Genomic DNA, 22,513 nt, shown 5'->3' with positions numbered 1-22,513 from the left:
TTTTTGGTCTGTTTAAACCCTTGCTCGCACTTACACCACAATGGTTTCCGTGCGTGTCCAGCCGTTTAATTTAAACACGGCTTGATGGCCGCCCTGAATCACCGCCTGCTTCACAAAGCGGTCGTCCACCAAGTCTTGCGCCACTTGCACCGGGTCTAATGCGTCCAGAAACCGGTTTACCCCGGCGATATGGGTTTGTTTGAGCATTTCCACCAGTTTTTCGGTGTAGGAAGGATAAGGATAGGGCTGGAAATCAATGCGGCTTTGCCCCCATTCGGGGTGGCGGATAACACCGCTGGCACTGTAGCGCGCCCACGCATCCGGTGTTGGCGCCAGCACTTTTTGCAGCACTTTTTCTTCGTGCGGGGTGTATTTATGGCTGCCTTGTTTGGACAACATCAGCGCAGTGTCGGCGCGGTGTTGTGCCGCAAAAGCCTGTGCTTCCACCAATGCCGTTACCACGCTTTGCACCCATTCGGGGCGCTGGTTGATGTCGTGCTCCTGCATTAAGGTAACGCAGCAGGCATGGTCGCGCCACACATCGCCGGAAAAACGCAATACCTTGCCCACACCCTTGCTTTCGGCCACCGCATTAAAAGGCTCGGCCACAATAAAACCGGCAATGGCGCGGTTGGCCAGCGCGGCCACCATATCGGAAGGTGCCATCACGCTTAAACGCACCTCGCCCGCCTGCGGGTTTTTCTCCACCACCCTTAGGCCGTTTTCGCGCAAAATTTTCTGCACCACCACATTGTGAATCGAATACCAAAACGGAATCGCCACAGTTTTGCCCGCCAGCGCCGATACATTGTCAATATCCGGCGCCACCGTGAGCGCCGAGCCAGCCATGTGGTTCCACATCACCACCTTAATCGGCGAAGCGCTGCCATAGCGCGCCCAAATGCTCATCGGCGAGAGCAAATGAATCAAATTCACCTGCCCGCTCAGAAACGCTTCCACCAGCGAAGCCCAGCTGCGAAACAGCACCGGCTTGGCCACCTCAACGCCGTGTTTGGCAAACAAACCTTGGCCATGCGCCACCAGCAAAGGCGTGGCATCGGTAATCGGCAAATAGCCGATGCGCAAGGGCGCGGCAGGATTTTGCACCACTTGGCGCCCGCACGCCTGCAATAAAGGCAAGGCACCGGCAGCACTAAATAAAGCGGCAAGTTTCAAAAAATCGCGACGGCTGCGCATGGGGTTTCCTATATCAAAATGGCCGGAATAAAATAACTCGGGCTAGGCAGGGGCTAAGAGCCTGTTTACGAGCTCTTAGCAAAATCCTGCCTACGTCGCACCCGCGAAGGCGGGTGCCCAGTGCAAAGCCACGCTTTGCTGATTGCCCATTAATCCGGTTTTGCTGTGTGTTCAACTGAAGCCACGCTTCAGACTGGGCTCCTGCCTGGGCAGGAGCGACATAACTTAAGTTTTATAAAAACATCAGGCTGCCTGAAAAGAATTGGCCAATACCCAAATCGGTTTCAGGCAGCCTTGTTATCAATCTGTTTATCAATCCATTACATTAAAACTAAATCACAAACTCCACCGTGGCCACTTGCCGTTTATGCCCATGCGCATCGCGCAGCGCCTGCAAAATCGCCACCCGTTCCGGGTTCATTTCCAGCAAAGCATCGTGACGCGGATAAGGTAAATCCAGCCGCCACTGCCCCAGCTCGCGCCCCGGCTTATTGCCGATCAACACCGCGCGGTCGGCCAGAATCAGCGCTTCATCGATGTCGTGGGTCACCAGCACCGCACCGGCTTGGTGGCGGCTGATTAAGGTGCGCAGCAAGTCTTGCATTTCGGCACGGGTGACCGCATCCAGCGCCGAAAACGGCTCGTCCAACAGCCAAATTTCCGGATTGCGTGCCAACACCCGTGCCAGCGATACCCGCTGCGCCATACCGCCGGACAAGGCCGCCGGATACAAATCGGCCGCATGTGCCAGCCCCACTTCGGCCACTGCATCCTCCACCCGCGCACGGCGCTCATCGCGGCTTAAGTGCGGCTGATTGCTGAAATCCAGCCCAAACGCCACGTTGTCGCGCACATTCAGCCACGGCAGCAACACTGCCTGCTGAAACACAAAACCCAAGCGCGGATGAGGCTGGGTTACCGGCTCGCCAAACAAACGCACCGTGCCGCTTTGCGGCTGCGCCAAACCGGCCAATACCCGCAGCAACGACGATTTGCCCACACCGCTAGGGCCCAACAAGGCCACCAGTTCCCCGGCAGCCACACCCAAAGAAAAATCGGCCAACACTGGGTGCAGCTGCCCGCTGTGATCGGCATAGCCCAAGCTGATGTTTTGGGCGCATAAAATGGGGGATAGGCTGGCTTGGCTCATGATTTGGCTGTCGGCAAAGAGATATGGATACAAGGGGAAGATGGCGCATCATAAACAGCCGCCCTGCCAAAATGAAATGATATTAAATGCCTAACTTATGGCTTTTGGTTATATGGCGGCCACACCGACGCAGCACCGCACCAAACAAGACTGCCTGAAAACACCGCTACCGTAGGATGTGTCGCGCACATCTTACTGATTGTAAATACAATACACATGGTGATAGAGCAATAAAAAGGCTGCCTGAAACGCTTTCAGGCAGCCTTTTTTTCACCACATTAAAACTTAAGCCATCCCTTTGGCTTTCAGCACTTCCATCATGGTGCTGCCCAATTCGGCCGGGCTGCGGGTGTAGGCCATGCCAGCGCGCTCGAAAGCGGCGAATTTTTCTTCGGCCGTGCCTTTGCCACCGGAGATAATCGCACCGGCGTGGCCCATGCGTTTGCCTTTGGGCGCGGTAACGCCAGCGATGTAGCCCACCACCGGTTTGGTTACGTTTGACTGGATAAATTCGGCCGCTTCTTCTTCTGCAGTGCCGCCGATTTCACCAATCATGATAATCGCGTCGGTGGCCGGATCATCTTGGAACAATTGCAGGGCGTCGATTTGGTTCATGCCCGGAATCGGGTCGCCGCCGATGCCGATACAGGTCGACTGGCCCAAGCCCAGTTTGGTGGTTTGCGCCACCGCTTCATAAGTCAGCGTGCCGGAGCGGGAAATAATGCCGATGCGGCCGGGCTTATGGATGTGGCCGGGCATAATGCCGATTTTGCACTCACCCGGGGTAATCACGCCGGGGCAGTTGGGGCCAACCAAGCGGGTGCCGTTGCCGTTGGTTTCCAAGTAGCGCTTGGCTTTGAGCATGTCCAGTGTGGGCACGCCTTCGGTAATCACCACAATCAATTGCACGCCGGAATCCACGGCTTCAACAATGGAATCCAACACAAACGGTGCCGGTACGTAAATCACCGAAGCATCGGCGCCGGTTTCTTTTACCGCCTCGTTCATGGTGTTAAACACCGGCAAGCCCAAGTGGCTTTGGCCGCCTTTGCCCGGGGTAACGCCGCCCACCACTTTGGTGCCGTAGGCCAGCGCCTGCTCAGAGTGGAACGTGCCGTTTTTACCGGTAAAACCTTGTACCAATACTTTGGTGTCTTTGTTAATCAATACGCTCATTCATGTTCTCCTTAGGCTTTTACGGCGGCAACGATTTTTTCGGCTGCGTCATTCAAGCCGTCGGCAGAGGTCAATTTCAGGCCGGATTCGTTCAGAATTTTGGCACCCAGCTCGGCATTATTGCCTTCCAAGCGCACCACCACCGGCACAGTGACGCTCACTTCTTTTACCGCCGCCACAATGGCTTCGGCAATCATGTCGCAACGCACAATACCGCCAAAAATATTGATCAACACGCCTTGCACCGACGGGTCTTCCAAAATCAGTTTGAACGCTTCTACCACGCGCTCTTTGGTGGCGCCGCCGCCCACATCGAGGAAGTTGGCCGGTTGGCCGCCTTTGAGTTTGATGATGTCCATGGTGGCCATCGCCAAACCGGCGCCGTTTACCATGCAGCCGATATTGCCTTCCAGCGCCACGTAGTTAAGGTCAAATTCGCTGGCTTTCAGCTCGCGCTCGTTTTCTTGCGATTTGTCGCGCAGCTCGGCCACTTTGGGCAGGCGGTAAAGCGCGTTGCTGTCGATGCCGATTTTGCCGTCCACACAGGCCAGCTCGCCGTTTTCGCGCACCGCCAGCGGGTTGATTTCAAACAGGGCGAAATCATTGTCGATAAACGCTTGGTAAGCGCCGGTCATCAGTTTAACAAACTGGTTGATTTGCTTGTCTTTCAAGCCCAGTTTAAACGCCACTTCGCGCGCTTGGCACGGCTGCAAGCCCACCAGCGGGTCTACGGTCACTTTAAGGATTTTTTCCGGCGTTTCTTCGGCTACTTTTTCAATTTCCACGCCGCCTTCGGTAGACGCCATAAAAGTTACACGGCGGGTGGAGCGATCCACCACAGCACCCAAATACAGCTCGGTTTGCACCGGGTACATGTCTTCACACACCAGCACGCTGTTTACCGGCTGACCCAGCGCATCGGTTTGGTAGGTAACCAAGCGGGTGCCAATCAAGCTGTCGGCCACTTCTTTGGCTTCTTCGCGGCTTTTCACCACTTTCACGCCACCGGCCTTACCACGGCCACCGGCATGTACTTGGGCTTTCACCACGGCAAACTTGCCGCCCAATTGGTCGTAAGCGGCCGCGGCTTCTTCGCCGCTGGCCGCCAAAATGCCGCCTTGCACCGGCAAGCCGTAGCTGGCCAGCAAGGTTTTTGCTTGATACTCATGTAAATTCATCAGAGTTTCCTCTATGTGGGTTGGATTAAACTAAAGCAATCGATAGCGCCCGAGCATGAAAAAACCACCGCTGTCGGCCGGCTTGGCGGCTCTAGCGGCAGTCTTATATAAGATATAGGCTTTAAAAACCGATGATTAGAGTATATGCCAAAATAGGCGCTTTGAACAGGCGATACACACGTTGCGCAAACAGTTTTTCCGCTATTCACCCGATTTATTCGCAAACCCATAAGCAGAGATTTTATAGTGAAATAAAGAATAAACTGATACAAGGCAGCGAGCCGCAGACAGTACAGGTAGCACAACAAGACGAGCTAACGCCGTAGCACTTTTTGTATTTATTTCACTATTAAGTGACTTAAATAAGTGACTTAAATTGCACTTTGAAATCAATTGATTGATGGTTTCAGGCAGCCTTTAGAGCCTATTCATAATCTTTTTTGGAGCGGATTTTTAGTGCACGAAAAGGTGCTGGTTTATGTGCTGGAACAGCACAATAAAAGATTGTGAACTGGCTCTTAGCCAGAGCTGATAACACAAAAACCCGCCCTGCCTGATATCAATCGGACAAGGCAGGTGTGGCATCAAGCAGTCTGAAAATTGCATAAGCTCTTAACTGCCATAACGGCTCAATAGGGCCTGTGCGCGACGGATAACCGGTAAATCGACCATTTTGCCGTCGATTTGAAATGCTGCTGAACCACTGGCATTAAATTCGGCGCAAACACGGCGGGCAAAATCCAGCTCGGCCGCATCGGCTTGAAGCATTTGCTGTATCACTGCGATTTGTGCCGGATGGATGCACAACATGCCGCCAAAGCCCATATCGCGCCAGCGAGCCACATAATCCGCCAGCCCCGCATTGTTTTTAAAATCAGGAAACACGCTGTCCAGCGGCGGCGGCAAAGCATTGGCAACCGAATGCAGCAGCAAATCGGTACGCAATCGGTCGAACACGGTTTCGGCGGCGGCGCTGTGCACCGCCATGCCTAAATCGTTGGCCAAATCCAAACGACCATAGGTGAGCCGTGCCACACCCGGTGCCGCGGCCAGTGCCGCCAGATTAAGCATGCCTGTGGCGGTTTCTACAATCACTGCTACCGGTTTTCCCGTAGCACGGTAGAGCGCTTCAATATGGGCGGCTTGCTGCGCTTTGGGCAAGAAGATGCCGACCACACAATCCAATCCGGCTACAGCGGCCACATCAGCGGCATACTCCGGGGCTTCGGCATCGTTGATGCGCAGCCATACCGGCCGGACATCTTCGCCAGCATTATAAATGGCCAGATTTTCACGTGCCTGCGCTTTTTCGGCCGCCGCCACAGCGTCTTCCCAATCTACAATCACCGCTTCGGCTCCGGCGGCAAAGGCTTTGGCAATACGCTGCGGCTGCGTGCCGGGCACAAATAAATAGCTGTGCGCGTGCATTATACTGACTCTGCCGCTGCGGCCGGGCGGGCATAGTAAGCGGTGAGGCTGGCTTTGGCCACAGTGTGAGCATTAACCATAAAACCGGCCAAACTGGTAGTGGCATCGGCAGCGATGTCCAGCTTATCGGTATTCAGTGCGTATACAGTGAAGATATAGCGGTGTGCAGGATCGCCTTCGGGTGGGTAGCAGCCCATATAGCCAAGGTTGCCACCATCGTTGCGCATTTGGCGCGTGCCTGCGGGCATATTATCGCCGCCGGCGGCACCGGCGTTGCGTGGCAAGGCTTGGGTGTCGGCCGGAATATTAAACGCCAGCCAATGCCACCAGCCTGCGCCGCCGGTGGGGGCGTCCGGGTCGTGCATGGCGATGGCAAAACTGCGGGTTTCAGCCGGTGCGCCTTGCCACTGCAAAGCGGGCGACTGGTTGTCGCGGTCGGCCTGGTAGGCGGCATCCAGATGGCTGCCTTCGCTAAATTCGGCGCTGGTGAGGGTAAAAGAAGTGCTCATCATTAATTCCTTAAAAAATAAATCAGTTGAATATGCAGCCATCAAACCCAAGGCTGCCTGAAAGGTTTAATGCTGTGATTGATACCTACTACTGTGCATTACACCGCATCACCGGCAAATTCACGCAATATGGCTTCGGTGTGCTGCCCCAGTGCAGGCACATCGCCCATGGCGTATTCAAAGCGGTTGTTTAAGGCGGGCGGCAGCAAGGCCGGCAAGGTGCCTACCGGGCTGCCGATTTGGCGCCAGCGGGCGCGGGCAGCCAATTGCGGGTGCGCCCATACATCTTGCATTTCGTTTATCTGCGCATTGGCGATTTGCGCGGCTTCCAAGCGTGCCACCACTTGCTGCCGGGTGAGCCGGGTGAGCTCGGCATCAATAATCGCTTTCAGCTCGGTGCGGTTGGCGGCACGTTTGCTGTTTTGGTCGAAACGCACATCAGCGGCCAATTCGGGCTGTTGCAATACGGTGGTGCAAAATGCCTGCCATTCGCGCTCGTTTTGCAGCCCCAACATCACGCTGCCGTCTTGGGCGGGAAACGGCCCGTATGGGTAGATGGTGGCGTGACTGGCGCCGGTGCGCGGCGGCGGCGGCGCATCGTGGTAGGTGTAATACAGCGGATAACCCATCCACTCCACCAGGCTTTCCAACATCGACACATCAATATGGCTGCCTTCGCCACTGTGCTGGCGCAGCAATAAGGCCGACAAAATAGCGGAATAAGCGTACATGCCGGCACAAATATCGGCAATCGAATTACCGGCTTTGGCCATGCTCTCGCCTTCACCGGTTACCGACAAAAAGCCGCTTTCGCTTTGAATCAGCAGGTCATAGGCTTTTTTCTGCTCATACGGGCCGCCGATACCGTAGCCGGAAATATCGCACACAATCAGGCGTGGATACAAGGCGCTGAGGGTGGCATAGTCTAGCCCCAGCCTAGCCGCAGCACCGGGCGCGAGGTTTTGCACCAGCACATCGGCTTTGGCCAGAATATTGCCCAATATTTGGCGGGCGGAATCGTCTTTTACATCCAAGGCCATGCTTTCTTTGCCCCGGTTTACCCACACAAAATGCGAGGCCATGCCGTCTACCCGTTCATCGTAACCACGGGCAAAATCGCCGCTGCCGGGGCGCTCGATTTTAATCACCCGGGCGCCCAAGTCGGCGAGCTGGCGCGTACAAAACGGGGCGGCGATGGCGTGTTCCAAGCTCACCACAGTGATGCCGTCTAAGGGCTTTTTTGCATTGTTGTCCATATCTTTAATTCCTATTGTCTTTTCAGGCAGCCTTATATCCTGTTCACAATCTTTTATTAGTCTGCTTTCAGCACAGAAATAGGCTCTTAAAAACTGCGTGGCATGCCCAGTATTTTTTCGCCCACATACGATAAGATCAAATTGGTGGAAATCGGCGCCACTTGATACAAACGGGTTTCGCGGAATTTGCGTTCCACATCGTATTCATGGGCAAAACCATAACCGCCGAAAGTTTGCATACAGGCATTGGCCGCTGCCCAAGAAGCCTTGGCAGCCAGGTGCTTGGCCATATTGGCGCTGGCGCCCGCGTTTTGGCCGCTGTCGTATTGGCTGCACGCCTGCCAGCGCATTAAATCGGCGGCTTCGGTGTCGATGTGTGCCTCGGCCAAAGGAAACTGGATGCCTTGGTTTTGACCGATGGGACGGCCAAACACCACCCGTTCATTGGCGTAGGCACTGGCCTTGTCGATAAACCAGCGTGCATCGCCGATACATTCGGCGGCAATCAGGGTGCGCTCGGCATTCAGGCCGTCCAAGATATAGCGAAAGCCCTTGCCTTCTTCGCCAATCAGGCTGTCTTCAGGTAGCCTTAAGTTATCGAAAAACAATTCGTTGGTTTCGTGGTTCACCATATTGCCGATGGGGCGCACAATCAGGCTTTGCGGATCTGCAGTGCGCAAATCAACCAAAAACAGCGACATACCGTCGGTTTTTTTGGCCACCTGCGCCAGTGGCGTGGTGCGTGCCAGCAGTATCATCAAATCGGAATGCTGCACACGCGAAATCCACACTTTCTGGCCATTCACCACATAGTGGTCGCCCTGCTTTACGGCTGTGGTTTTGATTTGACTGGTGTCGGTGCCGCTGGTGGGCTCGGTCACCGCCATCGACTGCAAACGCAATTCACCGCTGGCAAATTTGGGCAGATAAAAGGCCTTTTGCGCCGCGCTGCCATGACGCACTAAGGTAAACATATTGTACATTTGCCCGTGTACGGTACCGGAATTGCCGCCACAACGGTTTACTTCTTCCAGAATCACCGAAGCTTCGGCCAGCCCCAAGCCGGAGCCGCCATATTCGGCGGGTATCATCGCCGACAACCAGCCGTCGGCGGTGAGTGCCGTCACAAAATCGGTTGGAAATTCACCTGCGGTGTCTATTTTGCGCCAATATTCGCCATCGAAACGGCGGCAAAGTGTGCGCACGCCGTCGCGGATGGCGCTGAGATCTTCGTGATCCGCTAAAATCTGCATAATTACGGTTTCCTTGTTTTGGGTTTTCAGGCAGCGTTCCAATTTACAGCAATAGCATTTACATAAAGAATCAATCGATTAAACCGATTCAAACACCACTTTGCCTTGCTGAATCAAACCATCGCCGTTGGCAATCCACACCTCAGCTTCGCTGCCGGACTGCAAACGCCCGCCGATTTCCACTGCCTGCGGCAAGGTGGTGGGGCGCACGCCGCGGTATTCATAAGCCAGCACGCGCTTATCCGGATGCGCCGCCATAAAGCCGTGCAAAGCCCAAGTAGCCATCATCGGCCCGTGCACCACCAAACCGGCATAGCCTTCCACCTCAGTGGCATAAGGATAATCGTAATGAATGCGGTGGCCGTTGAAGGTGAGCGCCGAATAGCGGAACAATAAAGTGGCATCCGGCTGCACCGGCTGATGCCATTCGGCCGCAGGCGCGGCAGCGGAATGGGGTTTCGGTGCCGAAGGGGCGCGGTAAACCACGTTTTGGCGTTCGGTAAAGCAATGCACACCCACTTGCGCGTAATCATGGCGCACCGTTACAAACACCAGCGAGCCGGTGGAACCCTGTTTTTCCACCACGTTTTCAATCGTGGATACGCATTCGGCGGCTTCACCCACGCGCAAGGGCTGCGCAAATTCAAACGAGCCGCCCGCCCACATGCGGTTGCGCCCGTCGGCAGGCGGCATAAATCCGCCCAAAGCCGGGTGGCCGTCGCGCCCCAGATCCGCTGCCAATAATTCGGGCTGGAAAAACATCCAATGCCACAAGTGCGGCAGCGCATCGCCCGCTTGCGGTGCTGCCACGCCCAAGGTGGCGGCCATACGCCGCACCAGCAATGTGCTGACCGTATCGATTTTGTGCTCGCGCTTGCCAATCCAGTCGCTCAATGAAGCCATTTCATTTCTCCTTGCTGTTGATAATCACAGCTTGCGCTCTTCCCCGCGTTTTGAGAATCTGTTATTTTTGAATGCTGCGTTCGTTAATTCCAAACACCAGAAAGCCGCCCATGCATTTTGATCTCACTGATTTAAAGGTTTTTGTGTGCATTGCCGAAGCCCCCAGCCTCACCCAAGGCGCCAAAACCGCGTTTGTGTCGCCGGCCGCCGCCAGCACCCGCCTGAAAAACCTGGAAGCCCAATTAAGCAGCCGCTTGTTCTACCGCCACAACAAAGGGCTGGAGCTCACGCCTGCGGGCAAAAATCTGCTGCGCCATGCCCGTTTAATGCTGCAATACGCCGAGCAAATCCGCACCGATTTTTCCGGCTATGCCGCCGATACCCAAGGGCATATCCGCATCTACGCCAACACCACCGCCGTTATCGGCTTTTTGCCGGAAATTCTGGCGCTGTTTTTGGCCGAACGCCCGGCGGTAAGCATTGATTTACAGGAGCAGTTCACCAAAGACATTATCCGCAGCGTGCGCGAAGACGCCGCCGATTTCGGCATTGTGTCCGGCCAGATTGATGCACCGGATTTGCAGCGCATCCATTTCAGCACCGACCGCCTCTGCGTGGCGGTGCCGCAAGGGCATGAATTGGCCGAACACACCGCGGTTGATTTTCAGGCAGCCTTGGCCTACCCCCATATTGGCTTTCACCGTGGCAGCACTTTGCAGCAATATGTTGATGAGCATAAACAGCGCTTGGGAGTGAGCACCAAAAACCGCATCAATGTTTCCGGCTTTGAATCGGTGTGCCGCCTGATTGAGGCGGGCGTGGGCATCGGCATTGTGCCTGAATCGGTGATTGAGCGGCACCGGCACACCATGGCGATTGTGGCGGTGCCGCTGGACGATCCGTCTGCCGTACGCGAGCGCAGCATTATCCTGAAAGAACTGGACGCCCTCACCCCGGTGAGCCGGGCGCTGATTGAGCGCATCAGCCTGCATATGCAGGCACCGCCGCCAATATCGTTTCAGGCAGCCTTCAAGTAAAAAACTGCCATTTGTTTATTTAGAAATAAATACCAAATCCATTATTGATATAAAAAACCCTGCATTCGCCTTTGGTGAACGCAGGGTTTCATTTTTATAAATTTACATGAGTAATTATTCAAACTTAGTATGGGCACCCGGCAAAACCTGGCACCACCTCGGATAACTATATGCCGAAAATGGAGAAACAGCGGCAACGTATCCGCGCGCCAAATTCAATCGCAATAAGGAGAAACTGCATGACCACACCTTCCGAATTCCAGTCCGACCACCAGCATTTCGGCAATAAAAAAGGGCTGCTGATTGTGGCTGTAGCCGCCATTGTTGCGGTGGTGTTGTGGCAAACCCTGCCCTTCGATGCTCAGGCCAATAAAGGGCTGGCATTGCTGTTTTTTGTGGCGGTATTGTGGCTTACCGAAGCCATCCATACCACGCTCACCGCCTTAATGATTCCTTTTTTGGCGGTATTATTGAGCATGCCCGATATGGACGCCAGAGCAGCATTGGCTTCGTTTGCCAATCCGATTATTTTCTTGTTTTTTGGCGGCTTTGCGCTGGCAGCAGCCCTGCAAATCCAGCAACTGGACCGCAAAATTGCCCTGCAACTGATCCGTTTATCGGGTGGGCGCTTGAACATTGCCATTTATATGGTGTTTGCGGCCACTGCCTTTTTGTCAATGTGGATCAGTAACACCGCCACCACCGCGATGATGCTGCCCTTGGTGGTGGGGATGCTGGCGCAGATTGACCGCCAAAAAGAACGCAATACTTTTGTATTTGCCCTGCTGGGGCTGGCTTATTCCGCCGCCGTGGGCGGTATCGGCACTTTGGTGGGCACCCCGCCCAATGCCATCACCGCCAAAGCGCTCGATCTGGATTTTGCCGCGTGGATGAAAGTGGGCGTGCCGTTTATGCTGCTGCTGTTTCCGGTGATGCTGCTGGCTTTACACTTGGTATTCCGCCCGCAGTTGAAGCGCAAAATGGCGGTGGTACAAGACGATATTGCCTGGACACCCAAACGCCTGCTTACCTTGGCCGTATTCGCCCTCACCGCCTTGGGCTGGATATTCAGCAGCCAGCTCAACCAGTTCTTAAACATTAAAGATTTGGACAGCATCATTGCCCTGTTTGCCGCCATTGCCGTGGGCGCATTGGGGCTGGCCAAATGGCAGGAAATTTCCGACAACACCGACTGGGGCATTTTAATGCTGTTTGGCGGCGGCATCACCTTAAGCGTGGTATTGCAAAAATCCGGGGCCGCGCTGGTATTGGGGCAAGGCTTGGCCAACCTGCTGCAAAACGCACCGTTTTTGGTGGTGATTGCCGTGGTGGCGGCCTTTATTGTGATTCTGACCGAATTCTCCAGCAACACAGCTTCGGCAGCCCTGCTGGTGCCGGTATTTGCCAGCGTGGCCGCGCAAATGGGCATGCCGCAAGCCACATTGGTGATGACCATCGGCTTGGGTGTATCGTTGGCATTTATGATGCCGGTGGCCACCCCGCCCAATGCGATTGTGATGGGCAGCGGCTTAATCCGCCAGCGTGAAATGATGAAAGGAGGCGCTCTGCTCAATTTGATGGGCGTGGGATTGCTCACCGTATTTGTGTATTTTATGTGGGGCTAAACCCATGAACAAAACCCGCCCAACCGCAAACAGCGGTTGGGCGGGTTTTACTATGTCAATCAATATAAGATAACAAGGCAACGAGTCGCAGATAGTATGGGTATACGACAAGGTGAGCCAACGCCGTATGATTATTTAATACCAATTCTACAAAATAACCTAACTGCGTTGGCTCGCCTTGCCGTACTATTTGTACTGTCTTCGGCTCGCCGCCTTGTTATCTTATTTTGTAGAATTGGTATAATTTCTTTGCTATAAACCCCGCAGCCCTTTATTGCCGCCACGGCAGCCACATTCTGGCCAGTCCATACAGCAACAAACCGCCACCACCCAACAACACAAACAACAGCCCTTTTTTACGCGCATTGGGTGCAAACCAATAGATGGCCAAACTGAAGCTGAAAAACAGCGCCGTTACCACCCACACCAATTGTTTGTCTTGATAGCGGTTCAGCGTGTAGCTCTCGCTCATCATCACATAAACCTGCCATAAAGCGGCGGCAGACATTGCCAAAATGCCGATGGGCAAAAAATACAGGCCGAGTAATTGGGTGTTCATATTGTCTTATTGTGTTTAGGCTGCCTGAAACGTTCAGGCAGCCTTAATCGTACATTCCAGCATTAGCCGTGCAATGCCCGTTTATCTGCCGCCAATGCCGCTTCGTGCAGCACTTCGGACAAGGTGGGATGGGCGTGAACGATGCGGCCGATGTCTTCGCTGCTGGCTTTGAATTCCATCGCCATCACCGCTTCGGCAATCAATTCAGACGCCATCGGGCCAATCATGTGTACGCCCAAAATGCGGTCGGTTTCGGCATCGGCCAGCACTTTTACCGTGCCTTGCGCCATGCCCAAGCCCAAAGCGCGGCCATTGGCGCCAAAGCCGGATTGGCCTTTTTTGTAGTTCACGCCATCGGCTTTAAGCTGCTCTTCGGTTTTGCCCACCCAAGCGATTTCGGGGTGGGTGTAAATCACCCACGGAATGGTGTTGAAATCCAAATGCGGCTTTTGCCCGGCAATGCGCTCGGCCACGGCCACGCCTTCATCGCTGGCTTTGTGTGCCAACATCGGACCGCGCACCACGTCGCCAATCGCCCACACATTGGGCAAATTGGTGCGACAATCGGCATCTACTTTGATGTAGCCGCGTTCATCGATTTCCAGCCCCACTTCAGCGGCATTCAGCCCTTGAGTATTGGGAATGCGGCCGATGGCCACAATCAATTTGTCGAAAGTGGCGCTGTGCTCGGCATCTTTGAGCTTGTAGTTCACGGTAACGCCGTTTTTGTCTTGGCTCACCGCGCTGATTTCCACCCCCAGCTCGATTTTCAGCCCTTGCTCTTTGGTGAAAATTTTCAACGCTTCGCGGGCGATTTGTTGGTCGGCCGCGGCCATAAAGGCGGGCGCCGCTTCCAGAATGGTAACGTCGGCACCCAAGCGCTTCCACACCGAGCCCATTTCCAAACCAATCACACCAGAGCCGATTACACCCAGTTTTTGCGGCACCGCTTCCAAATTGAGCGCACCTTCGTTGTCCAACACATTGATATTATCGATGCTGATTAAGGGCAGCGGGCGTGGCACCGAGCCGGTGGCGATAATCACCTGTTTGGCTTCCACGGTTTGCTTGTCGCCGTTGTTATCCACTTCGATTTGCCATGCATCGCCGTTTTGGCCTTTCAGGCTGCCTTTGCCGTGCAGGCTGTCGACCTTGTTTTTCTTAAACAAAAAACCGATGCCGCCGGTGAGCTTGGTCACAATCTCATCTTTGCGGGCAATCATTTTGGCGGCATCGAAATTTTTAACATCCACCTCAATGCCGTGTTCGGCAAAATCATGGCTGGCGGCGTGGAAGTTTTCGCTCGATTGTAGCAAGGCCTTGGAAGGGATGCAGCCCACATTCAAACAGGTGCCGCCCAGCGCCGGGGCATCACCGGCCTTGTTTTTGCCCGCATCGATACAGGCGGTTTTAAAACCCAGTTGCGCAGCACGAATGGCCGCAATATAGCCGCCGGGGCCGGCGCCAATCACCACAACATCATATTGAGACATATTATTTCCTCTTACTAAAGGTGTCATACCAAACCCGGTGGCTGCCGGGTTTGGTATGGGTTCAACAGCCGTGTTGCAGCCTGCTTATTCGGGCTGATACAAACGGCTTTCCAGAGAGTTCAGCAGGCGCTCGGCTTGCACGTCGGTAAGTGGCTTGCCCTGCTCATCCCAGCCTTGTAGGCTGGTTGCGGTCGATATTCCGGCCAGTTTGCCGTTGCCATACCAAAATTCCTGTTTGGCTTGTCGGTTGGCCTCCACGCTGATTTGCATCACCAGACGGCCTTGTTCATCATATGCTTTCTGGTTACCGTTGGCCGCATCATCTGCAAACTCCACTGCCAAACGGGCGCGATCTTGTTGGTCGTAATACGTTATCCAATCGTCAAGCTTGCCAAGCTTAAAGCGGGTGCTTTGCAACAAAGAGCCATCGGGGCGGTACCAGATTACCGGGCCATCAATCACATCGTTGTTGAAATTGCGCAAACCATTGGCATGGAATATCACCGCCGGGTCGGTTTGTTTGGTTTTGCTGTCTTGGTAGAAATCTTGCACTACCCAGCCGCCTTTGGCCGTTTGACCCAACACCTTGCGGTAATAGCCGCCCGCCGTTGAGGTGCTGCGATATTGGCCATCAGCGTCAAAATAAATATCTGCTTGTTGGGGCTGGCTGGCAATTTGTGCCAGCACCGTGCGCTGGTTGCGTGCCAAATCGCCGCTATTCAGGCCAACGCTAGAGGTAGTTTGGCAAGCGGCCAAGCCCAAAACGGCGATGGTTAAGGTGGTTTTCAACCAAATTTTCATAACACGCTCCTTATAAATTAACAACGGTGCCAATTGTGCAGCACAACCCAAGCTTCCGGGTTTGGTACTGGCTTAAGTGCCAACTGCGCTGTTTATTCCGCCGGCTGATACAAACGGCTTTCCAGATAATTAAGCAAATGCGCGGTTTGTGCTTCGGTGAGGGGCTTGCCCTGCTCGTCCCAACCTTCAAGTTTGCCCTCAGTCCAAATACCGGCCGGTTTGCCGTTGCCGTACCAGAATTCCTGCTTGATTTGTTTTTGGTCGTCTACACTGACCTGCATCACCAAGCGGCCTTGTTCGTTAAAGGCTTTTTGCTTACCACTGGCGGTATCATCAACAAATTCTGCCGCCAAGCGGGCGCGGCTTTGTTCATCGTAATACATTACCCAACCATCGAGTTTGCCGCGCTGATAATGGGCGCTTTGCGACAAAGTACCATCAGGGCGATACCAAATCACCGCGCCATCAACCACATCGGTACTGAAATTGCGCAAACCATTGGGGTGGAATACCACGCCCGGATCAATCTGCTTGGTTTTGCTGTCTTGGTAGAAGTCTTGCACTACCCAGCCGCCCCCGGCGGTTTGACCCAATACCTTGCGGTAATAGCCGCCCGCCACCGGCGCACTGTGGTATTGGCCATCAGCATCGAAATAAAGATCCGCCTGCTGCGGCTGGCTGGCAATCTGCGCCAACACTGTGCGCTGGTTGCGCGCCAAATCGCCGCTACCCAAACCTGCGGTAGGGGTGCTTTGACAAGCCGCCAAGCCCAAAACGGCAATGGTTAACGTGGTTTTCAACCAAATTTTCATGATACGCTCCTTAGCGGCAACGGTACGGGCTGTACTGAGTCATTTCCTCACCATTGCTGTGGTTGGTAACCCGAATCACTGCACGCGGATACACTTGACACAAAGTATCGCGCGCAGTGGTAATGCCCGCCTCATTGCTTTTAACATCGGCCCGTTTGCTCAGCAAATTACCTTTGCTGTCATAAGCACCTATGGCATAGGCAGTGCTGCTATGCTTGGTGCTACAGGCTGCCAACAACGATATGTATTTCCACATAATCCATCTCCCGTAAATCATCAATACACAACAACACAATGCCGCCCACCCAGTGGACGGCATCACCAACCTCAAATATCCAAAATCAAACGTGCCGGATCTTCCAGTGCTTCTTTGATGGTCACCAAGGTGAGTACGGCTTCGCGCCCATCAATGATGCGGTGGTCGTAAGACAAGGCCAGATACATCATCGGGCGCACCACCACTTCACCGTTTTCCACCACCGCACGCTCTTTCGTGGCGTGCATGCCCAAAATAGCCGATTGCGGCGGGTTGATAATCGGGGTGGACATCATCGAGCCGAAGGTGCCGCCGTTGGTGATGCTGAAGGTGCCGCCGGTAAGGTCTTCCAACGCCAGCTTGCCGTCTTTGGCTTTCACCGCGTAGTCCATAATCGCCTGTTCGATTTCGGCAATGGTCATTTGGTCGGCATTGCGCAAAATCGGCACTACCAAGCCGCGCGGGCTGCCGATGGCAATGCCGATGTCGAAGTAGCCATGATAAACAATATCGGTGCCGTCAACAGAAGCGTTCACCACCGGGAATTTTTTCAGCGCGGCCACGGCGGCTTTCACGAAGAAAGACATAAAGCCCAGCTTAACGCCGTATTCTTTTTCGAACTTGTCTTTGTATTTATTGCGCAAGTCCATAATCGGCTTCATGTTCACCTCGTTAAAGGTGGTGAGAATGGCGTTTTCGGCTTGCGATTGCAGCAGACGTTCGGCCACACGGGCGCGCAGGCGGCTCATGGGCACGCGCTGTTCGGCGCGATCACCGGCCACAGCTTGCGGCACCGGTTTGGCCGAAGCCGGGCTTACCGGCGCGGCGGCCAAGGCCGCGGCAGCGCTTTGCACGTCTTCTTTCAGCACGCGGCCATCGCGGCCGGAGCCTTGCACGGTAGCCACATCCACGCCTTTTTCGGCTGCCAATTTGGCCGCCGCAGGCATGGCCACGCCGGCTTGGGCATTGCTGGCTGCTGCTTGCGGAGCCGCTTCGGCTTGAGCCGGGGCGGCTGCGGGCGCAGCATCGCCTGCTTTGGCGGCGGTGTCGATTTTGGCCAGCAGCTGGCCTGCGGTTACGGTAGCGCCATCTTGCTCGATGATTTCCACCAACACACCGGCTTGTTGAGCCGGCAGCTCCAGCACCACTTTGTCGGTTTCCAAATCAATCAGGTTTTCGTCGCGCTCAACGTATTCACCCACTTTTTTGTGCCAAGACATCAAGGTGGCTTCGGAAACGCTTTCAGGCAGCATAGGTACGCTTACTTCAATAATCATGGTTTTCTCCAGTTTGGGAGGCCACCGAGGTGGCCTAATCATAAATAGGTTTAATCTCGGTGGTTTACTTCACATCAAGGGCATCATCCAACAACTGCTTGAGCTGGGCAACGTGTTTACTCATATAGCCCACGGCCGGTGAAGCGCTGCTGGGGCGGCCGGCAAACAATACTTTCTGCTTACTGGTGGATAATTCTTCAATGCGGTGGCGGATTTGATACCAAGCGCCTTGGTTTTTCGGCTCTTCCTGCGTCCACACGATTTCGGTGGCATTCGGATAGCGGCTCAGCTCGGCAGCCAATTGCTCGTAGGGGAAGGGATAGAGCTGCTCCACCCGCATAATCGCGATGTCTTGCTGCAAGCCCTGCTCTTCTCGCGCTTTGGCCAAATCGTAATACACTTGCCCGGCACACAGCACCACGCGCTTGGCGGTTGCTTCGTTGCCCACCACCACATCGCCAATCACCGGGCGGAATTCGCTGCCTTCGGTGAAGTCGCTCAAGGGGCTCATGGAGTCTTTAAAGCGTAACAGGCGTTTGGACATAAAGATAATCAGCGGTTTGCGGTAGGGACGCAATACCTGGCGGCGCAATACATGGAACATCTGTGCCGCTTCGGACGGCATCACCACCTGCATATTGTGTTCGGAACACAATTGCAACCAGCGCTCCAAACGTGCGGACGAGTGCTCGGGGCCTTGGCCATCGTAGCCGTGCGGCAAAATCACCGTCAAGCCGCACAAACGCCCCCATTTGGTTTCGCCCGAAGCGATAAATTGGTCGATGGCCACTTGTGCGCCGTTGGCAAAGTCGCCGAACTGGGCTTCCCAAATCACCAACTGATCCGGTGCCGCGCAGGCAAAGCCGTAATCGTAAGCCAACACCGCTTCTTCGTTCAGAATCGAATCGATTACCATAAAGTTGGCTTGGTTGTCGGCCATGTGGCGCAAAGGCACGTAGGCACCCGCATCGCTGCGCTCGCGGTTTTGGTCGTGCAGCACGGCGTGGCGGTGTGAGAAGGTGCCGCGACCAGAGTCTTCGCCGGAAATACGCACGCCGTTGCCTTTGGTCACCAAGCTGGCATAGGCCAAGGTTTCGGCCATACCCCAATCGATGTTTTGCTCGCCTGCGGCCATGGCACGGCGGTTTTCCAGCAATTTTTTCACCGTATTGTGCGGCGCAAAACCTTCAGGCAGCGTGGTGAATTTGTCGGTAAGCCGTTTGATGTCGGCAGCGGGCAAGGCGGTGTCGGTGGGGTGGTTCCAATGGGTGCCGAAATACGGCGACCAATCCACTGCGTGCTTGTGTTTGTAGTCGGTGAGTGTGGTTTGCTCCACATGCTCGCCTTTGTCCAGTGCATCGCGGTAGGCCTGAATATAGGCTTCGGCTTCTTCCGGCGTTACCACGCCTTCGCTGGCCAAACGTTCTGCATACAGCCCGCGCACGCCCGGATGTTTGGCAATGCGCTTATACATCATCGGCTGGGTGAGCATCGGGTCGTCGCCCTCGTTGTGGCCAAGCTTGCGGTAGCACACCAAGTCAATCACGGCATCTTTGCCGAATTCTTTGCGGTATTCCATCGCCAGCTGCATCACGTAGCACACCGCTTCCGGGTCGTCGCCGTTCACGTGGAAAATCGGCGCTTCCACCATTTTGGCGATGTCGGTGCAATATACCGATGAGCGGGTATCGCGGGTGTCGGAGGTGGTAAAGCCGATTTGGTTGTTGATCACCAAATGGATGGTGCCGCCGGTGGTGTAACCGCGTGTTTGCGAGAGGTTAAACGTGCCTTGGTTTACACCCAAGCCGATAAAGGCCGAGTCACCGTGAATCAGCACCGGCAACACCGCATCGCGGCCGCCATCGCCACGGCGGCGCTGGCGCGCACGCACTGAGCCTTGCACCACCGGATTCACAATTTCCAGATGCGAGGGGTTAAACGCCAGCGATACATGCACTGGGCCATTGGCGGTGGCCACATTGGAGCTGAAGCCCATGTGGTATTTCACGTCGCCACTGGGCAGTTTAACGGTGTATTTGCCTTCAAATTCGCTAAACAAATCACGCGGTGATTTGCCCAGAATGTTCACCAGCACGTTCAAACGGCCACGGTGCGCCATGCCAATCACCACTTCTTCTACACCTTGGGCGCTGGCATTTTGAATCAGGTAATCCATGGCCACGATGGCGCTTTCGCCGCCTTCGAGCGAAAAGCGCTTCTGCCCCACGTATTTGGTGTGCAGGTAGCGCTCCATGGTTTCGGCGGCGGTGAGTTCTTTCAGAATGCGGCGCTTGGTTTCGCTATTTAAACGCGGGGTGGATAAATCGCGCTCTACGCGGGTTTGCACCCAAGCTTTTTCTTCCGGGCGGGTAATGTGCATGTATTCCACGCCGATGGTGCCGCAATAGGTTTGCTCCAGTTTGCCGATGATTTCCGACAAGGGCAGCTTTTGGCTGCCTGAAAAATTGCTGCCCACATGAAACTGCACCGCCATATCGGCATCGGTGAGGCCGTGGTGTGCCGGATCAAGCTGCTCCAGATATTCTTTGGGCTTGCGTTGCAACGGGTCTAAATTGGCATTGCGCGAACCCAAGATGCGGTAGGCTGACATCAGCCGCAATACCGACACCTGTTTTTGCATCATATTGAAGTCGACTTCACCCTTAGCCGCGGTGCCGCCCTGGCTTTTTTGCTTGGCCAGATTAATAAACGACTCCTGAATCGGCCGGTGCGCCACGTCTTTACTGCTGCCGGGCAAAGCGGCCACTTTATCGAAATAGTCTTTCCAATAGCCGTCAACCGAATTGGGGTCTTTCAAATAACTTTCATACAATTCCTCAATATAAGGTGCGTTGGCACCGTATAAATAGGAAAGGCTGGTTCGTTCTTTCATCATGGCAAAAGCCCTTTAACCTGTTTGCAAGCCATACAAAGAGTAGGACACCTACTCCAACAAAATCATCTGTATCCGCATCATAGTAAATTAAATTTAAACTAATACGGCGTTGGCTCGCCTTAGCGCAAAGCGAACGATTTTGTAAGCTGCTAAAGCAACAACAAAAATCTGTTCCGTACTACTTGTACTGTCTTCGGCTCCCCGCCTTGTCTTAGTTTAAATTTAATCCACTATAATTAATGCTGCGGCGGATGTTGATTCCCAATCGCCACGCTGTTTACTTTAAATCCGCTATAGCGGCGCATGGCGATACGGAATAAACATCGTTCAGGCAGCCTAAGATAATCTGTTTAGGCTGCCTGAAACCGTTTTAACGCTGGTTTACCGGCACATAATCGCGGCGTTGTTCGCCGGTGTAGAGCTGGCGCGGACGGCCGATTTTTTGGTGCGGATCGGCAATCATTTCGTGCCAATGCGAAATCCAGCCCACGGTGCGCGCCAAGGCAAAAATCACCGTAAACATTGACACCGGAATACCCAAGGCAGACAACACGATGCCGGAATAGAAGTCCACATTCGGGTAGAGTTTGCGTTCCACAAAATACGGGTCTTCCAAGGCGATTTTTTCCAGCGCCATCGCCAGCTTGAATTTGGGGCTATCTTGCAAGCCCAATTCGGCCAGCACCTCGTCGCAGGTTTGCTTCATAATGGAAGCACGCGGATCCATGTTTTTGTATACACGGTGGCCAAAACCCATCAAGCGGTAGCGTTTTTCCTTCACGCCTTGCATGAATTCTTCTACATGCGCCACATCGCCGATTTCGTCGAGCATTTTCAGCACTGCTTCATTGGCGCCACCATGTGCCGGGCCCCACAAGCAGGCAATACCGGCGGCGATACAGGCAAACGGGTTGGCACCGGAAGAACCAGCCAAGCGCACGGTGGAAGTAGAGGCATTTTGCTCGTGATCCGCATGTAAAATAAAGATGCGATCCAGCGCCCGCACCAGCACCGGGTTGGGTTCGTAAGGCTCACACGGAGTGGCAAACATCATGTGCATGAAGTTGGCGGTGTAAGACAGGTGGTTTTTGGGGTAGTTGAACGGCAGGCCGTTGGAATAGCGGTAGCACATGGCCGCAATGGTGGGGATTTTGGCAATCATGCGGTATTCCGCAATGCGGCGGTGATCCGGATCGCTGATGTCTAAGCTGTCTTGGTAAAACGCGGCCAAGGCACCCACCACACCCACCATCATCGCCATCGGGTGGGCATCGCGGCGGAAACCGCGGAAAAACCAAGTCAGCTGTTCGTGCACCATATTGTGGCGCAGAATGATGGTTTCAAACTCATGCTTCTCTTGTGCATTGGGCAATTCGCCGTTGAGCAGCAGATAGCAGGTTTCCAAATAATCGCTGGATTCGGCCAATTGCTCGATCGGATAGCCACGGTAATACAGCTGGCCTTTATCGCCATCGATAAAGGTGATTTTCGACTCGCATGAGGCGGTGGAGGTAAAGCCAGGGTCGAAAGTGAACATATCGGTGCCGGCGTACAGCTTGCGGATATCAATCACATCCGGCCCTAGGGTGCCGCTCAGAACCGGTAACTCCAGATTGTCTTGCCCCTCAAGTTTTAATGTGGCGTTTTGAGACATCTCTACTCCTTTTTTCTTTTGGTAAACAGCAGGCTGCCTGAAAGCGTTGCCTT

At 54.4% G+C, this 22,513-nt stretch carries 19 protein-coding genes; 2 read left to right on the top strand and 17 right to left on the bottom strand.

Going from position 1 to position 22,513, the window contains the following annotated elements; all coding sequences use genetic code 11:
- Window positions 1-30: 30 nt before the first annotated feature.
- From JQU52_RS08520 to JQU52_RS08480, 9 genes are all read right to left on the bottom strand, one after another.
- Window positions 31-1,197: an ABC transporter substrate-binding protein gene (locus JQU52_RS08520; protein WP_230338087.1), complete on the bottom strand. Its 1,167-nt coding sequence runs from the start codon at window positions 1,195-1,197 to the stop codon at window positions 31-33.
- Between the two features lie 331 nt (window positions 1,198-1,528).
- Window positions 1,529-2,380 (bottom strand): ABC transporter ATP-binding protein, encoded by an 852-nt coding sequence (locus tag JQU52_RS08515; protein ID WP_230338086.1) that lies wholly within the window; start codon window positions 2,378-2,380, stop codon window positions 1,529-1,531.
- 252 nt (window positions 2,381-2,632) lie between these two features.
- Entirely contained in the window at window positions 2,633-3,523 is an 891-nt protein-coding gene (gene sucD / locus JQU52_RS08510; RefSeq protein ID WP_230338085.1) for a succinate--CoA ligase subunit alpha, read from the bottom strand.
- Between the two features lie 11 nt (window positions 3,524-3,534).
- Window positions 3,535-4,701 carry an ADP-forming succinate--CoA ligase subunit beta gene (gene sucC, locus JQU52_RS08505; protein ID WP_230338084.1) on the bottom strand — a complete coding sequence of 389 codons (1,167 nt, stop codon included), beginning with the start codon at window positions 4,699-4,701 and terminating at the stop codon, window positions 3,535-3,537.
- Window positions 4,702-5,313: 612 nt separating this feature from the next.
- A complete protein-coding gene (locus JQU52_RS08500; RefSeq protein WP_230338083.1) occupies window positions 5,314-6,129 on the bottom strand; it encodes an HpcH/HpaI aldolase/citrate lyase family protein in 816 nt (271 codons plus the stop codon).
- Window positions 6,129-6,641, bottom strand: coding sequence for a YbhB/YbcL family Raf kinase inhibitor-like protein (locus JQU52_RS08495; protein ID WP_230338082.1), 513 nt, complete (start codon window positions 6,639-6,641; stop codon window positions 6,129-6,131). Before JQU52_RS08495 ends, JQU52_RS08500 begins: the two co-directional genes overlap by 1 nt.
- 95 nt (window positions 6,642-6,736) lie before the next feature.
- Window positions 6,737-7,894 (bottom strand): CaiB/BaiF CoA transferase family protein, encoded by a 1,158-nt coding sequence (locus JQU52_RS08490; RefSeq protein WP_230338081.1) that lies wholly within the window; start codon window positions 7,892-7,894, stop codon window positions 6,737-6,739.
- Between the two features lie 86 nt (window positions 7,895-7,980).
- The gene (locus JQU52_RS08485; protein WP_230338080.1) at window positions 7,981-9,147 is read right to left on the bottom strand and encodes an acyl-CoA dehydrogenase family protein; all 1,167 of its coding nucleotides are present in this window, start codon (window positions 9,145-9,147) and stop codon (window positions 7,981-7,983) included.
- Window positions 9,148-9,225: 78 nt separating this feature from the next.
- Window positions 9,226-10,050 (bottom strand): FAS1-like dehydratase domain-containing protein, encoded by an 825-nt coding sequence (locus JQU52_RS08480; RefSeq protein WP_230338079.1) that lies wholly within the window; start codon window positions 10,048-10,050, stop codon window positions 9,226-9,228.
- Between the two features lie 110 nt (window positions 10,051-10,160).
- On the opposite strand from JQU52_RS08480, the gene JQU52_RS08475 reads away from it, so the two are divergent.
- Together JQU52_RS08475 and JQU52_RS08470 are read left to right on the top strand one after the other, a co-directional pair.
- Window positions 10,161-11,087: a LysR family transcriptional regulator gene (locus JQU52_RS08475; RefSeq protein WP_230338078.1), complete on the top strand. Its 927-nt coding sequence runs from the start codon at window positions 10,161-10,163 to the stop codon at window positions 11,085-11,087.
- A gap of 239 nt (window positions 11,088-11,326) precedes the next feature.
- Window positions 11,327-12,712: an SLC13 family permease gene (locus tag JQU52_RS08470; protein WP_230338077.1), complete on the top strand. Its 1,386-nt coding sequence runs from the start codon at window positions 11,327-11,329 to the stop codon at window positions 12,710-12,712.
- A 271-nt stretch (window positions 12,713-12,983) separates the two neighbouring features.
- Here the strand turns inward: JQU52_RS08470 and JQU52_RS08465 are convergent, their stop codons facing one another.
- The 8 genes from JQU52_RS08465 to gltA all read right to left on the bottom strand — a co-directional run bounded on the left by JQU52_RS08465 (window position 12,984) and on the right by gltA (window position 22,460).
- Window positions 12,984-13,271, bottom strand: coding sequence for a hypothetical protein (locus tag JQU52_RS08465; RefSeq protein WP_230338076.1), 288 nt, complete (start codon window positions 13,269-13,271; stop codon window positions 12,984-12,986).
- A gap of 62 nt (window positions 13,272-13,333) precedes the next feature.
- Window positions 13,334-14,764, bottom strand: a complete 1,431-nt coding sequence (lpdA, locus tag JQU52_RS08460) for a dihydrolipoyl dehydrogenase (protein ID WP_230338075.1) — start codon at window positions 14,762-14,764, stop codon at window positions 13,334-13,336.
- A gap of 84 nt (window positions 14,765-14,848) precedes the next feature.
- Window positions 14,849-15,565 (bottom strand): toxin-antitoxin system YwqK family antitoxin, encoded by a 717-nt coding sequence (locus JQU52_RS08455; protein ID WP_230338074.1) that lies wholly within the window; start codon window positions 15,563-15,565, stop codon window positions 14,849-14,851.
- Window positions 15,566-15,657: 92 nt separating this feature from the next.
- Window positions 15,658-16,377 carry a toxin-antitoxin system YwqK family antitoxin gene (locus tag JQU52_RS08450; protein WP_230338073.1) on the bottom strand — a complete coding sequence of 240 codons (720 nt, stop codon included), beginning with the start codon at window positions 16,375-16,377 and terminating at the stop codon, window positions 15,658-15,660.
- Window positions 16,378-16,387: 10 nt separating this feature from the next.
- Window positions 16,388-16,633, bottom strand: a complete 246-nt coding sequence (locus JQU52_RS08445; RefSeq protein ID WP_230338072.1) for a hypothetical protein — start codon at window positions 16,631-16,633, stop codon at window positions 16,388-16,390.
- A gap of 71 nt (window positions 16,634-16,704) precedes the next feature.
- A complete protein-coding gene (gene odhB / locus JQU52_RS08440) occupies window positions 16,705-17,910 on the bottom strand; it encodes a 2-oxoglutarate dehydrogenase complex dihydrolipoyllysine-residue succinyltransferase (protein WP_230338071.1) in 1,206 nt (401 codons plus the stop codon).
- Between the two features lie 64 nt (window positions 17,911-17,974).
- A complete protein-coding gene (locus JQU52_RS08435; protein ID WP_230338070.1) occupies window positions 17,975-20,806 on the bottom strand; it encodes a 2-oxoglutarate dehydrogenase E1 component in 2,832 nt (943 codons plus the stop codon).
- A 370-nt stretch (window positions 20,807-21,176) separates the two neighbouring features.
- Window positions 21,177-22,460 (bottom strand): citrate synthase, encoded by a 1,284-nt coding sequence (gene gltA / locus JQU52_RS08430; RefSeq protein ID WP_230338069.1) that lies wholly within the window; start codon window positions 22,458-22,460, stop codon window positions 21,177-21,179.
- Between the last annotated feature and the right edge of the window lie 53 nt (window positions 22,461-22,513).

The sequence above is a fragment of the Paralysiella testudinis genome (assembly GCF_016894345.1).
GTDB lineage: Bacteria > Pseudomonadota > Gammaproteobacteria > Burkholderiales > Neisseriaceae > Paralysiella > Paralysiella testudinis.
Note: the sequence above shows the minus strand (reverse complement) of the source record. Positions and strands in the feature narration are given on the sequence as shown.

Bases quoted from the DNA above. Each gene is read 5' to 3' on its own strand.
- JQU52_RS08520 (WP_230338087.1), bottom strand. From the start codon at position 1,197: ATGCGCAGCCGTCGCGATTTTTTGAAACTTGCCGCTTTATTTAGTGCT.
- sucD (WP_230338085.1), bottom strand. From the start codon at position 3,523: ATGAGCGTATTGATTAACAAAGACACCAAAGTATTGGTACAAGGTTTT.
- sucC (WP_230338084.1), bottom strand. From the start codon at position 4,701: ATGAATTTACATGAGTATCAAGCAAAAACCTTGCTGGCCAGCTACGGC.
- JQU52_RS08500 (WP_230338083.1), bottom strand. From the start codon at position 6,129: ATGCACGCGCACAGCTATTTATTTGTGCCCGGCACGCAGCCGCAGCGT.
- JQU52_RS08495 (WP_230338082.1), bottom strand. From the start codon at position 6,641: ATGATGAGCACTTCTTTTACCCTCACCAGCGCCGAATTTAGCGAAGGC.
- JQU52_RS08490 (WP_230338081.1), bottom strand. From the start codon at position 7,894: ATGGACAACAATGCAAAAAAGCCCTTAGACGGCATCACTGTGGTGAGC.
- JQU52_RS08485 (WP_230338080.1), bottom strand. From the start codon at position 9,147: ATGCAGATTTTAGCGGATCACGAAGATCTCAGCGCCATCCGCGACGGC.
- JQU52_RS08480 (WP_230338079.1), bottom strand. From the start codon at position 10,050: ATGGCTTCATTGAGCGACTGGATTGGCAAGCGCGAGCACAAAATCGAT.
- JQU52_RS08475 (WP_230338078.1), top strand. From the start codon at position 10,161: ATGCATTTTGATCTCACTGATTTAAAGGTTTTTGTGTGCATTGCCGAA.
- JQU52_RS08470 (WP_230338077.1), top strand. From the start codon at position 11,327: ATGACCACACCTTCCGAATTCCAGTCCGACCACCAGCATTTCGGCAAT.
- JQU52_RS08465 (WP_230338076.1), bottom strand. From the start codon at position 13,271: ATGAACACCCAATTACTCGGCCTGTATTTTTTGCCCATCGGCATTTTG.
- lpdA (WP_230338075.1), bottom strand. From the start codon at position 14,764: ATGTCTCAATATGATGTTGTGGTGATTGGCGCCGGCCCCGGCGGCTAT.
- JQU52_RS08455 (WP_230338074.1), bottom strand. From the start codon at position 15,565: ATGAAAATTTGGTTGAAAACCACCTTAACCATCGCCGTTTTGGGCTTG.
- JQU52_RS08450 (WP_230338073.1), bottom strand. From the start codon at position 16,377: ATGAAAATTTGGTTGAAAACCACGTTAACCATTGCCGTTTTGGGCTTG.
- JQU52_RS08445 (WP_230338072.1), bottom strand. From the start codon at position 16,633: ATGTGGAAATACATATCGTTGTTGGCAGCCTGTAGCACCAAGCATAGC.
- odhB (WP_230338071.1), bottom strand. From the start codon at position 17,910: ATGATTATTGAAGTAAGCGTACCTATGCTGCCTGAAAGCGTTTCCGAA.
- JQU52_RS08435 (WP_230338070.1), bottom strand. From the start codon at position 20,806: ATGATGAAAGAACGAACCAGCCTTTCCTATTTATACGGTGCCAACGCA.
- gltA (WP_230338069.1), bottom strand. From the start codon at position 22,460: ATGTCTCAAAACGCCACATTAAAACTTGAGGGGCAAGACAATCTGGAG.